The following is a 12,281-nucleotide window of genomic DNA, read 5'->3' as shown; positions in this document are numbered from 1 at the left end:
TGCCCGCGGTTAGCGGGTTTTTTATAGGCATGAATGAATGTCACGACGAGTTCCACCATTAAATGCATTAAAAGCCTTTGAGGCGGCAGCACGACACCTGAGCTTTACCAAAGCAGCAGAGGAGTTATACGTCACTCAAGCTGCGGTTAGTCATCAAATTAAAATCTTAGAAGAACATCTAGGTTTAAAGCTGTTTTTGCGCAAAAATCGCTCCTTACTATTAACTGAGGAAGGGCAGGGCTATTACCTCGATATTAAAGATATTTTTTCACAATTAATCGATGCGACTGAAAAGCTCCTAGCGCGAGGCGCAAAAGGGTCGTTAACGGTGAGTTTGACGCCGAGTTTTGCAATTCAATGGTTGGTACCAAGGCTGAGTAACTTTAACGAGTTGCACCCTGAAATCGACGTACGGATCAAAGCCCAAGATCACGACGACAACTCGTTAACGGATGACGTTGATGTCGCGATTTACTACGGTCGTGGTAACTGGAATGGGGTGCAAACCCATAAGCTACATACCGAGTACTTCGTGCCATTGTGTAGCCCATTTTTATTAACGGGCCCCAAACCGCTCAATCAGCCAAGCGATTTGGCCCAGCATACTTTGCTTCATGACACCACGCGTCGTGCTTGGAAGGCATGGATGAAAACCGCTGGGGTCAGAAATGTGGCAGTAAATACTGGGCCTATCTTCAGTCACTCCTCTATGGTGTTACAGGCAGCAATTCACGGCCAAGGTGTGGCGCTGGGCAATAGCGTACTGGCAAGACCGGATATAGATGCAGGGCGACTGGTTATTCCATTTAGCCACCACCTTGAAAGTAAAAATGCCTATTACTTGGTATTTAGAGAGTCGCAGTCAGAGCTGGGTAAAATAGTTTCATTCAAGGAATGGATGCTTGATATGGTAGAACACGAACAAGAGTTAAATAGTTTATGAGCGCAGTAAATATCGAATGGCACTATGCTGAAAACCCAGTTGCACAGTTTATTTTTGCCCATGGTGCAGGTGCAGGAAGCGATAGTGATTTTATGCAACAAATGGCTAAATTGCTTGCCTCTAAGGGCGTTCAAGTTGGACTCTTTGATTTTGAATATATGCAGCAAGCCAAACAAGAAGGGAAAAAACGCCCACCAGAGCGTGCCCCTAAGCTACTCGCGTATTTTCAGCAAGTATTGGCAGCAGCAGAGCTAAGTTTACCGCTCTTTATTGGTGGTAAGTCTATGGGCGGGCGTATGGCATCTATGCTGGCCTGTGAAACCAACGTAAAAGTGGAAGGGGTACTTGCGTTTGGTTACCCATTCCACCCGCCAGGTAAGCCGGAAAAGCTCAGAGTGGACCATTTTCCTGAGTTGAAATGCCCGCTGCTCATTTTACAAGGCGAACGTGATACCTTTGGCAACCGCACAGAGGTTGATGCCATGTGCTTTCCAGAGCAAGTCATGGTGAAATGGCTCAAAGATGGCGACCATTCACTAAAGCCACGTAAGGTGAGTGGTGTAAGCGAGTCAGAGAGCCGTGCGAATGCTGCCGTGATTGCGGCGAATTTTATCAAGGAGCGCTGTCATGGCTAAGTTCTACTTGATTATTGGCAGCGTGTTTTGTTTATTGTCTGTGGCTCTAGGCGCGTTTGCCGCTCACGGTCTCAAAGGACGTTTGAGCGACTATGCCATTGGTATTTTTAACACGGCGGCACAGTACCAAATGACTCACGGCCTTGCCATTATTGCCACCGCATTTTTAATCAAATGGGGCCTCAAGGTACAAGTTGCTGGTGGCTTTTTTATTGCGGGTGTATTGCTATTTAGTGGTAGTTTGTACTTACTTGCCTTAACGGGTATGAAATGGCTAGGGCCAATCACCCCAATCGGTGGTACCTGTTTTTTAATTGCTTGGATTTTATTGATAGTTCAAGCTGCTAAATCTTCCTTTTAATCTAGAGAATCTAATGTCGAGTATCGTTATCTATTGTCGCGGTGGTTTTGAAAGTGACGCCGCAGCCGAAATTAATCATTATGCTGCAAAGCATGGAATTGCTGGCTACGTAAAAGCTAAGCCGAATACTGCTTTTGTAACATTTGAGTGCTTTTCGCCAAATGATGCTGAGACCTTAGCGAAGAAAATCGACTTTAAGAAACTGGTGTTTGCAAGGCAGTGGTTTGTTGGCACTTTACATACCCATATGCCGATTGAAGACAGAGTGAGCGTGATAAAAGCGGCTGTGGAAGGTTTTCCTTTGTGTGGTGAGCTGCGCGTTGAAACGCCAGATACTAACGAAGGAAAAGAGCTTTCTAAATTCTGTAAAAAGTTTTCAACGCCTTTGTCTAAGGCGCTCGAGAAACAAAACAAGCTGACTCGTGAGCTAAAACCTACCAAGCCTGTATTACATGTACTGTTCCTTGCCAATAACACCGCTTATGTTGGTTATTCGTTTAGTGATAACAATTCGCCATTCTTTATGGGGATCCCACGTCTGAGAATGCCATCGGACGCACCAAGCCGCTCGACGCTAAAATTAGACGAGGCATTCCATGTCTTTGTGCCTAAAGATCAGCAAGAGACACGTGTGCGTGCGGGGATGCGAGCCGTTGATTTAGGTGCTTGTCCTGGTGGTTGGACATACCAACTCGTACGTCGTGGCATGTTCGTAGCCTCAATTGATAATGGCCCGATGAATGATGACCTGATGGAAACGGGACAAGTGAAGCACTACCGTGAAGATGGATTCAAATATCGCCCAGAAAAGCGCAATATTGATTGGCTGGTGTGTGATATGGTCGAAAAGCCAACGCGTGTTGCTGATTTGATGGTGGACTGGGTGGTGAATGCGTTTGCTCGAGAGCTGATCTTTAACTTAAAGCTACCGATGAAAAAACGCTTCGATAGCGTGTATGAATGTCTTACGCTTATCCATGAAGAGCTGCAAAAGTACAATGTGGATTATGAGATCCAAGCAAAGCACCTATATCATGACCGTGAGGAAGTCACGGTACATATTAATGTGCTTAAAGTACCGCAAAATTTGTATAGCTGATTTGTAGGAGCGAGTTTACATCGCGATATTTTTCATCAAGCTCGCCGCATAAAGCGGCTCCCACACGGGTGTTAGCTTAGTTGTAGGTGCGATTTCACATCGCGATCTTTTTGTCTTAATCAATCAGTCTTAATAGCTTGTTACGCGGTTGATTTCTGTAAGCGATGTCACCCCTGCGGCGGCTTTTTTCAGGCCAGACTTACGTAAGTTATCAAAACCTAACTGCTCTGCTTTTTCGGCAATCTCAAGAGAATTGCCGCCTTCCATGATCAGGTGTGAAAGCTCTGGCGTGATTTTTACCACTTCATATATACCCACACGGCCTTTGTAACCATCGGTGCAGTTTTCACAGCCTTTAGGCGCAAAAAGGGTAATCTCTTTAATTTGCTCGGCAGTAAAGCCTTGCCCTAGCAAGGCTTCTTCTGGCAGCGTTTCAGGTGTTTTACACTTAGGGCAAAGACGTCTTGCGAGACGCTGGGCAATAATCAAACTCACCGAGCTTGCTACGTTGTACGCCGGCACGCCCATGTTTAATAGACGGGTGAGCGTTTCAGGCGCAGAGTTGGTGTGCAGTGTACTCAATACTAAGTGACCGGTTTGGGCGGCTTTTATTGATATTTCAGCGGTTTCAAGGTCACGGATCTCACCAACCATCACCACATCCGGATCCTGACGTAAGAATGCTCTCAAGGCATTGGCGAAAGTCATATCCGCTTTGGTATTGATTTGTACTTGGTTAATACCCTCAAGGTTTATTTCGACAGGGTCTTCCGCTGTGCTGATATTGCGCTCTGGCTGATTAAGAATATTCAAGCCAGTGTAAAGTGAAACGGTTTTACCGGAACCCGTTGGACCGGTTACCAAAATCATGCCCTGAGGCTGTTCTAGTGCGTCGAGGTAAAGTTGTTTTTGCTCAGGCTCATAACCTAGCACGTCAATGCCGAGCATGGCGCTGGACGAATCTAGAATCCGCATTACGATTTTCTCGCCCCACATGGTAGGCAGTGTACTCACACGAAAATCGATACTTTTGCGCTCGGAGATCTTTAATTTAATGCGGCCATCTTGCGGTTTGCGTTTTTCTGCTATGTCTAAGTGTGCCATCACTTTGATACGGGCGGCGAGGCGAGTCGCTAGTGTGTTTGGTGGACTTGCCATCTCATGCAGCAGGCCATCGATACGAAAACGCACGCGGTATTTTTTTTCGTAGGGCTCAAAGTGCAGATCCGACGCGCCTTTTTTTATCGCGTCCATTAAGATTTTATTGATATAAACGATGATTGGCGCATCGTCTTTATCTTCGTTGGTGTTTTGCTGTTTAGGCTCGTCATCAACTTCTAAGTCGGCAAATTCTTTAAATTCTTCTTCAGAGATCGAGAGACCGCCCGTTGCATCAAACAGCTGATCAATCTTTGCTTCGAGCTTTTTGTAGTCGGCGACTAAGACTTCACACTGTAATCCAGTACTAAACTCAAAGTTCTCAAATGCGCCAAAATCAGTAGGGTCGGAGGCCGCAACGTAGAGTTTTCTACCTTTTTGTACCAGCGGTAAAATATGGTGCTTACGGATCAGCTTTTCTTTGACTAGCGCTGGTGGAATTTCACTAACGTTAAAGTGATCAAGATTAAAAAAGGGCACCTTGAATAAGTCTAGGCATTCTTCAGCTAGCTCTTTGGAGCTCATTCCTGAACTTAGGCAAATCAACTCGGCGGTGGTGTTTGCTTCTGACTGGCGAGACTTTATTTGCTCAGCAGTAACTCGCCCTAAGGTAATAAATTTACGCAGTAGCGGGGAATGATGTTCCATAGTACCTCTTTGCCTTCACATTGAATGCATATTCAATATTTATCATTAAGTTGGAAAAATGCCAAGCTATCACTGTGAGTGTAGATTAAGTTTTACAGCCAAGTCTAGCCTAATTATTTAGTCTTACTTTCACTTTTGCTAGATTGACAAACTCACTGTGTAATCTATCTGCCTCTTGCAGGCTTTCAACTAGCGGTTGGTCGTTGTCTAATATGTAGTCCGCTTTTGCTTGTTTATCTGAGCGCGGTAACTGCGACTCGATAATACGGTTTACTTGCGCTGCATCTACCGAATCACGGCTGATTGTTCTCGCGATTTGCGTATCAACGGCGACATCAACAAGTAAAATGGCGTCGCAGTAGCGCTCTAAACCATTTTCGAACAGCAGAGGCGCCGCTAAAACCACGTAATCACTTTGCGCTGCGTTTAACTGCGTGAGTATTTCATTACGGATAAGCGGGTGAAGTAGCTCATTAAGCCACTGTTTTTTATCGGCATCAGCAAAAATAATGGCTCTTAACTTAGCCCTGTCTAAGTTGCCGTCAGGCTGTAAAATGGTACTGCCAAACTTATCAGCAATTGCTTGTAGTCCTGTACTGCCTAGCGCGACTACTTCTCGTGCAACGATATCGGCGTCAACAACCACTATCCCTTTTTGCTGCAAGTGATTAGTGATGGCCGTTTTACCCGCACCAATACCGCCCGTCACCCCTAAAATCCAATTATTCGTTTTTAGCATTGTCTTACTTTACATTATTAAGTTTACGTACCACAGCTGTAGCTGCTCGCCGTACATTAGGGTGATCCAGCCTGCGATGGCTAAGTAAGGGCCAAATGGGATTGGGGTGGCTTTATCTCTGCCTTGAACACTTAACTGGATGCTACCAATGATTGCGCCGACCAGGCTTGAAAGTAGCACTATGGTTAAGATTGCTTGCCAGCCCATCAATGCCCCAAAGATGGCTAGCAGTTTAAAGTCGCCATAGCCCATGCCTTCTTTACCTGTGAGTAATTTAAAGAGCCAATACACGCTCCATAAACTCAAATAACCAACCGCTGCACCGATAATGGCACTATTAGGTTCGATGCCAACACCAAAACAACTGGCAACCAGTACTAACCATAAGGTTGGTAGCGTTAACTGATCAGGCAGTAACATTTCGTCGATATCGATAACCGTAAGTGCGACTAATACCCAAGTAATCAAAATATATAGAGTGGCTTCTAAAGTGGCACCAAAATACCACGCAACCCATATGGAGAGTAGGGCGGTTGTTAGCTCTACCAAAGGATAGCGTACAGAGATTGACGCGTCGCAGTGGTTGCATTTGCCTTTTAATAATAGCCAGCTGATCAGTGGAATGTTTTGCCACGCTTTAATCGGCGTTTTGCAGCTGGGGCAATGAGAATTTGGTTTAATTAAATTAAATACGGGTGCTTCAGTGGTTTGTTTGGGTAGCTCATCGGCGAGCAACACGCGACATTCTGATTGCCAGCTCTGCTTCATCATTTTAGGTAAGCGAAGAATAACCACATTGAGAAAGCTACCGATGCAAAGACTGACGAGTCCGACGGTGAGTAACCAATACCATAACTGTGTTTGCATCAAGTTGATAATATCTTGCATAAGTTGGGCGCTTGCTTATATTTTTTGTTTAAATTACCGAGGCATGCTCGGTATAGGTTTTTGCAGTTTACCACACAGCACTATTGAGAGGCACAGCACTGCACCTCTTAATAGTGTAATTTTGTGAACAAAATTAAATAACAGAACCCAGTTGGAATATCGGTAAGTACATGGCAATAATAAGGCCACCTATCAGTACGCCGAGTACCACCATAATTAATGGTTCTAATAGGCTAGATAGGCCATCCACCGCATCATCGACTTCTTGCTCATAAATGTTGGCAACCTTTGCCAGCATGCCATCTAGAGAACCAGATTCTTCACCAATAGACACCATTTGCACTACCATATCAGGGAAGACTTTGGTGTTATGCATAGCCCAGTGCATTTGGTTACCCGAGTTAACCTCTGCTTTAATCTCTTTAATTGCATTTTTGTAGATAATATTGCCTGATGCACCTGCAGCAGAATCGAGTGCATCACCAAGTGGAACACCTGCGGCAAAGGTGGTCGAAAGGGTACGAGCATAACGTGCTACTGCGGCTTTTTTAAGGATCTCGCCAATCACTGGAATACGTAAAACCATACGATCGTTAAAATGCTTTACCGCAGCACTGCGAATAAGCATTTCTTTATAGGTATAACCAAAAAGGCCAATACCAAGCACAAATACCCACCAGTATTCCTGCATAAATTCGGAAATCGCGATAACCATCAACGTAAAAGCGGGAAGCTCAGCGCCAAAACCGTTAAATATATCCTGAAACTGAGGTACGACAAAAATTAATAAAATTGAAGTAACAATTAACGCGACAACAATCACAGCAACTGGATAAAAAAGCGCTTTTTTGATTTTAGACTTTAACGCTTCCGTTTTTTCTTTATAGAGTGCTATGCGGTCAAATATGGTATCAAGTGCACCAGACTGTTCCCCCGAATGGACAAGGTCACAATAGAGTTCATCAAAATATCGAGGATAAGCGCGAAGTGTTTTAGCTAAGGGTTGCCCTGCTTTTACTTCATCAGCTATATGTCTGATTAGTTTCGCGAGACTTTTATTTTTGATACCGTGAGCTAACATTTCTAGTGTTTGCACTAGAGAAACACCAGCCATTAACATGGTAGCAATTTGCCGGGTTGTTGTTGCTATATCAACGGATTTTATTTTTTGCGTTCCAGAAAAGCCAAACAGAGGTTTCGGCTTACGCTTCACTTTGGATGGTGTTATACCTTGCTTACGCAATTGTGCTTTGACTAAAGCTACACTCTGGCCGGTCATTTCGCCATTGAGCTTTTTGCCTCGACTATTAAAGCCAGCCCAAATAAAGGTATCAAGGTTTGATTCGTTTTTTTTTGATTTCATTTCATTAGAATTAAAGAAGGTATAGCTTTAAAAGTCTAGCTATACCTCGCTATAACAGATATTAAGAAACTGTTCCAGTACAAGTACCTGGTAACCAATTTAGTTTGTTTGCGGCATCAACAGTAGCTGTACAGCGCCACCCAAATACACTAAAAGATGTAGCAAATGAATCTGAGTCAGCTGGGGTATCTGCAGCGGTCAATGGTGTTAGGACTAGAGAAATACCTGACATATCACCTTGACCCGTAACTGTAATCGCTCCTCCTGAATCTACCGCCGTTGCGGAGACATATTGAGATGCAGCATCTCCTGTAGAGCATGAAGTTGGTGCTGTGCCTAACTGTGCCCTTTCTTCAATACATGCTTTCGGCATACTAGTTGCAGCCAGTAATTCTGAAGCTTTCGCACGGTTCACATAATCAGTGTAAGCAGGTAAAGCAATAGCTGCAAGAATACCGATGATTGCGATAACAATCATTAGTTCGATTAGGGTAAAACCACCCTGTTGTTTTTGAGTCATGATGTGTCTCCTAAATTTTAAGTGACTTAACCATAATAGGTTTAAGTTAAGCGTTTATTAAAACCTTTGCAATAATTACCAATCCATCGAATCAACAAACTGGTGTGCTCAAATTTACTTAACGGCGACCAAGAGGATGAAACAAACACATCGTTCCAAGTCTCTATAAGCTAGACCCGTTAAATTTGTGACCGGTCCCTAATCAACTAAGAGTGTAGCACCGATTTAGTTTCAGCGATCACAATTAACATTTACTTTAATAGTAAACACTGATGCCTACAATCAAATTTTAATAATAAATTATTGATTCTCTTGCGATAGCGCAAGCTTTCCTAATATCGGTTCAAAAAACGAACGGAATTAATCGTTACTGAACATTAAGATCTTGTTACACTCTAGTTCTTTTGTCGTATTTAACGGGTTTTAAGTAGGTTTGTCAACGAAATAGAAAACTTTCTCTATTACGGAGGGTTACAGAGTGAGTGCAACACTATTTGCTGGTACAAAGTGGTATTCTTTTTAAAAATGAAAATCTGATATCTTAAGGAGCGGAAAAATCAGCTGAGGTGAGTGATTTACTGGTTACTTGATAGCACTATAAAAAAGAAAGGGCCCGGCAATGAGCCCTATCAGAGCGCTTTTTTAAATTTAGCGAAAGTTATTCAAAGCGCATCGACAGGTCGATGCTTTGTACATGTTTGGTCAGTGCGCCACTTGAAATAAAATCAACACCGGCTTGTGCGTAAGTCGTCAAAATTTCAATGGTCATATTACCAGAGACTTCCAGCTTGGCTTTGCCTTGTGTGATTTCAACTGCTTGTTGAATCTCACTTACGCTGAAATTATCCAGCATAATAATATCGCTGCCCGCATCTAAGGCTTGTTGTAATTCGCCTAGGTTTTCTACTTCAACTTCTACCGGCTTGTCTGGGTGGTTATTACGCGCAGTCGCAACGGCTTTGGCGATACTGCCACAGGCGGCAATGTGGTTTTCTTTAATAAGATACGCGTCGAAGAGGCCAATTCTGTGATTTTTACCACCGCCACATTTAACGGCGTATTTTTGTAGCGCTCTTAATCCTGGGATGGTTTTACGTGTATCTAGCAGTTTAGTTTGCGTACCACTTAAAACCTCAACATATTTTGCTGTGGTGGTTGCCGTGCCAGATAGCGTTTGTACAAAGTTAAGCGCCGTGCGCTCTGCGGTTAGAATCGCTCTTGCTGAGCCGCTTGCGGTAAATAAGCGAGTGTTGGCGGCAACAAAATCGCCGTCGTTCACAAGTACGTTGACGCTAACACTTGGGTCGACCTGCTGAAAAACTTCTTCGATTAACGCTTTGCCAACGAACACACAATCTTCCCTTGTGATCACATAGGCACTTGCTTGCTGCGTTTCTGGGATAAGGGCTGCGGTAATATCACCTTCGTTTGGTGTTTGATAATTAAGGTCTTCGTCTAGCGCCTGCTTTACCAATTGGCTGATAAGGTTTTGGTCAATCATAGGTTGTCTTTTCATTTTTTCTGCAATGGCCGAATTTTACGCGCGTTTGCCTAGGAGTACAATTGATGGAGAAAAATTCACGATATTTGGCGGGGTGGCTTTTATTTCGCGGGGTAAACCCGCTGCTACGGTTATGTGTTGCTTGCTGTGACTTTATGTCGAAACCCTTGTGTGTTTTCGTAGCAGCGACTTTATGTCGCGACAGAGTATTTGAAATACAAAGCTTTGTTTGTAGAGAATGAGTTGACGGCTAAAACGGAGGTCGCGGGGTAAACCCGCTGCTACGTGTATGTGTTGCTTGCTGTGACTTTATGTCGAAACCAATGTGTATTTTTGTAGCAGCGACTTTATGTCGCGACAGCGTGTTTGAAATGCAAATCCTTGTTTGTAAAGAATGAGTTGACGGCTAAAACGGAGGTCGCGGGGTAAACCCGCTGCTACGGTTATGTGTTGCTTGCTGTGACTTTATGTCGAAACCAATGTGTATTTTTGTAGCAGCGACTTTATGTCGCGACAGCGTGTTTGAAATGCAAATCCTTGTTTGTAAAGAATGAGTTGATGGCTAAAACGATGGTCGCGGGGTAAACCCGCTGCTACGATTATGTGTTGCTTGCTGTGACTTTATGCCGAAACCAATGTGTATTTTTGTAGCAGCGACTTTATGTCGCGACAGAGTATTTGAAATACAAAGCCTTGTTTGTAGAGAGTGAGGTGACGGCTAAAACGATGGTCGCGGGGTAAACCCGCTGCTACGGTTATGTGTTGTTTACTGTTGAGCCCTTGTGTGTTTTGTAGCAGCGACTTTATGTCGCGATGGTGTGTTTGAAATGCAAAGCCGTGTTTGTAAAGAATGAGTTGATGGCCAAAACGGAGGTCGCGGGGTAAACCCGCTGCTACGGTTAGGTGTTGTTTGTTGTGATTTGATGTCGCGACACTATTGTTATACTAAACCCATCCCTACCTTTTGTCTTATTTTGTCTTTATAATCGAATGCAAACCAAGGCTTGGAACTAATACTTTGAATTGGCTACCTTTTGCTAAACACAAGCAATCCCCGCATTACGATGAAAGACCACAAGCGTGTGAGATAGATTTACTGGTGATCCACAATATCTCGCTGCCTGCAGAGTGCTTTGGCACGCCGTACGTGGAAGACTTATTTATGGGCACGCTGGACTGCGGCGCACATCCAACTTTTTCTGACTTAGAGGGAGTAAGGGTGTCGGCGCACTGCGTTATACGTCGTGACGGTAGCATCACCCAATACGTTCCCTTCATTGAACGGGCTTGGCATGCTGGAGTGTCGCAGTGGCAAGGTCGAACGCGTTGTAATGACTTTGCAATTGGTATTGAAATGGAGGGCACAGACACCACGCCATATACCGAAGCACAATATGCGAGTTTAGTAAAAACAACGCGTTGGCTGCAGCAGCACTATCCAAAGCTGACGAATGATCGTATTGTAGGGCACAATGATATTGCTCCTGGAAGAAAGACAGATCCGGGGGCTGCATTTGATTGGCAGCATTATTTTACCTTGTTAAATAACCAAGAGAGCTAGGCAAGCATGATCTTAATTTCTATCATCATCGCGCTTATTATTGAACGACTTGGCGCGCGGGCGAATTACTGGCAAGTCGACTATTACCTGCAAAGTTACTATGCGAAAACCAAATCTTGGACCCAGCCAAATGCCATGTTGGGCTCGCATTTCGGTGTGATGCTTTGGTTAGTTATTCCTGCATTGGTCGTTGCTTTTATTTACAGTCTAAGTGACTTTGTATTTTGGCAGTTTGCAATCAATATCTGTGTGCTCTTAGTCTGTTTTGGTTGTGCAAAATATCGCAAGCTTTATAAAGGCTATTTAAATGCGCTGACCAGAGGTGATAACGAAGCGGCTACGCTTTATGCGTTACAAATGGGGCAAGACAAATTAGAAGATGAGCCGGGCGGTGAGACGTTTGGTCAGACGCTTTCGTGGATCAACTTTCAACATTACTGCGGAGTTATTTTTTGGTTTGTGGCGTTGGGCGCACCGGGTGCTGTGCTATATGCGATGGTAAGGCAAATTGTGCATTGGCATCATGAGCAAGAAAATCCGCCGCTACAGCATGTGTTTGAGCAGTTTTGTCGGTTATTTTATTGGCTAAATTGGCTTCCAGCACGGATCGCAAGTTTTGGTTTTTTGATCATTGGTAACTTTAGTAAAGGTACATCAAGTTGGTTGAAGTATGTGCTAGATTTTAAAACCACAAATCGTCAAATCGTCACAAGCACTGCGCTTGCGGCTGAGCAAATTGAACAGCAGTTTTTAGGTTGTACTTTTGAAGCAAGCTGTATGATGCGTCTTGTGAAGCGTAATATTTTGTTTTATCTCGTGATTATCGCAGTATTAACCCTATTTGGTTGGGTGGAGTAGCCCTAGC

12 protein-coding genes are annotated in these 12,281 nt (G+C 44.0%); 6 read left to right on the top strand and 6 right to left on the bottom strand.

Features of this window, described 5'->3' with window-relative positions; all coding sequences use genetic code 11:
- The first annotated feature begins 37 nt into the window (after positions 1-37).
- Genes DS891_RS20755 through rlmM form a run of 4 tightly spaced genes read left to right on the top strand, consistent with a single transcriptional unit; the run spans position 38 to position 3,038 of the window.
- A complete protein-coding gene (locus DS891_RS20755) occupies positions 38-943 on the top strand; it encodes a transcriptional regulator GcvA (protein WP_128725963.1) in 906 nt (301 codons plus the stop codon).
- Entirely contained in the window at positions 940-1,578 is a 639-nt protein-coding gene (locus tag DS891_RS20750; RefSeq protein WP_174170837.1) for an alpha/beta family hydrolase, read from the top strand. The genes DS891_RS20755 and DS891_RS20750 overlap by 4 nt, the downstream gene beginning before the upstream one ends.
- Positions 1,571-1,939: a DUF423 domain-containing protein gene (locus DS891_RS20745; RefSeq protein WP_174170836.1), complete on the top strand. Its 369-nt coding sequence runs from the start codon at positions 1,571-1,573 to the stop codon at positions 1,937-1,939. Before DS891_RS20750 ends, DS891_RS20745 begins: the two co-directional genes overlap by 8 nt.
- A 13-nt stretch (positions 1,940-1,952) precedes the next feature.
- Complete coding sequence (gene rlmM, locus DS891_RS20740; RefSeq protein WP_010607344.1) at positions 1,953-3,038, top strand: 23S rRNA (cytidine(2498)-2'-O)-methyltransferase RlmM; 1,086 nt, start codon at positions 1,953-1,955, stop codon at positions 3,036-3,038.
- 129 nt (positions 3,039-3,167) lie between these two features.
- Here rlmM and pilB read toward each other — a convergent pair whose 3' ends face one another.
- The 6 genes from pilB to nadC form a co-directional block, all read right to left on the bottom strand.
- Entirely contained in the window at positions 3,168-4,844 is a 1,677-nt protein-coding gene (gene pilB / locus DS891_RS20735; protein ID WP_010607343.1) for a type IV-A pilus assembly ATPase PilB, read from the bottom strand.
- 109 nt (positions 4,845-4,953) lie between these two features.
- Complete coding sequence (coaE, locus tag DS891_RS20730) at positions 4,954-5,583, bottom strand: dephospho-CoA kinase (protein ID WP_174170835.1); 630 nt, start codon at positions 5,581-5,583, stop codon at positions 4,954-4,956.
- A 9-nt stretch (positions 5,584-5,592) separates the two neighbouring features.
- Positions 5,593-6,471, bottom strand: coding sequence for an A24 family peptidase (locus DS891_RS20725; protein WP_174170834.1), 879 nt, complete (start codon positions 6,469-6,471; stop codon positions 5,593-5,595).
- Positions 6,472-6,604: 133 nt separating this feature from the next.
- A complete protein-coding gene (locus tag DS891_RS20720) occupies positions 6,605-7,834 on the bottom strand; it encodes a type II secretion system F family protein (RefSeq protein WP_130126779.1) in 1,230 nt (409 codons plus the stop codon).
- Between the two features lie 61 nt (positions 7,835-7,895).
- The gene (locus tag DS891_RS20715) at positions 7,896-8,354 is read right to left on the bottom strand and encodes a prepilin-type N-terminal cleavage/methylation domain-containing protein (RefSeq protein WP_130126778.1); all 459 of its coding nucleotides are present in this window, start codon (positions 8,352-8,354) and stop codon (positions 7,896-7,898) included.
- Positions 8,355-9,012: 658 nt separating this feature from the next.
- On the bottom strand, positions 9,013-9,855 hold the full coding sequence (gene nadC / locus DS891_RS20710; RefSeq protein WP_174170869.1) for a carboxylating nicotinate-nucleotide diphosphorylase: 843 nt from the start codon (positions 9,853-9,855) through the stop codon (positions 9,013-9,015).
- A gap of 1,018 nt (positions 9,856-10,873) precedes the next feature.
- Between nadC and ampD the strand changes: the two genes are divergently transcribed.
- Complete coding sequence (gene ampD, locus DS891_RS20705) at positions 10,874-11,416, top strand: 1,6-anhydro-N-acetylmuramyl-L-alanine amidase AmpD (RefSeq protein ID WP_174170833.1); 543 nt, start codon at positions 10,874-10,876, stop codon at positions 11,414-11,416.
- Between the two features lie 6 nt (positions 11,417-11,422).
- Positions 11,423-12,274, top strand: a complete 852-nt coding sequence (ampE, locus tag DS891_RS20700) for a beta-lactamase regulator AmpE (RefSeq protein ID WP_095727228.1) — start codon at positions 11,423-11,425, stop codon at positions 12,272-12,274.
- The last annotated feature ends 7 nt before the right edge of the window (positions 12,275-12,281 follow it).

The sequence above is a fragment of the Pseudoalteromonas sp. JC28 genome (assembly GCF_013319255.1).
Taxonomy (GTDB): domain Bacteria; phylum Pseudomonadota; class Gammaproteobacteria; order Enterobacterales; family Alteromonadaceae; genus Pseudoalteromonas.
This window is presented reverse-complemented; position numbering and strand designations above follow the sequence as displayed.

Excerpts from the sequence above, each read along its gene's own strand:
- DS891_RS20755 (WP_128725963.1), top strand. The coding sequence starts at position 38 with ATGTCACGACGAGTTCCACCATTAAATGCATTAAAAGCCTTTGAGGCG.
- DS891_RS20750 (WP_174170837.1), top strand. The coding sequence starts at position 940 with ATGAGCGCAGTAAATATCGAATGGCACTATGCTGAAAACCCAGTTGCA.
- DS891_RS20745 (WP_174170836.1), top strand. The coding sequence starts at position 1,571 with ATGGCTAAGTTCTACTTGATTATTGGCAGCGTGTTTTGTTTATTGTCT.
- rlmM (WP_010607344.1), top strand. The coding sequence starts at position 1,953 with ATGTCGAGTATCGTTATCTATTGTCGCGGTGGTTTTGAAAGTGACGCC.
- pilB (WP_010607343.1), bottom strand. The coding sequence starts at position 4,844 with ATGGAACATCATTCCCCGCTACTGCGTAAATTTATTACCTTAGGGCGA.
- coaE (WP_174170835.1), bottom strand. The coding sequence starts at position 5,583 with ATGCTAAAAACGAATAATTGGATTTTAGGGGTGACGGGCGGTATTGGT.
- DS891_RS20725 (WP_174170834.1), bottom strand. The coding sequence starts at position 6,471 with ATGCAAGATATTATCAACTTGATGCAAACACAGTTATGGTATTGGTTA.
- DS891_RS20720 (WP_130126779.1), bottom strand. The coding sequence starts at position 7,834 with ATGAAATCAAAAAAAAACGAATCAAACCTTGATACCTTTATTTGGGCT.
- DS891_RS20715 (WP_130126778.1), bottom strand. The coding sequence starts at position 8,354 with ATGACTCAAAAACAACAGGGTGGTTTTACCCTAATCGAACTAATGATT.
- nadC (WP_174170869.1), bottom strand. The coding sequence starts at position 9,855 with ATGATTGACCAAAACCTTATCAGCCAATTGGTAAAGCAGGCGCTAGAC.
- ampE (WP_095727228.1), top strand. The coding sequence starts at position 11,423 with ATGATCTTAATTTCTATCATCATCGCGCTTATTATTGAACGACTTGGC.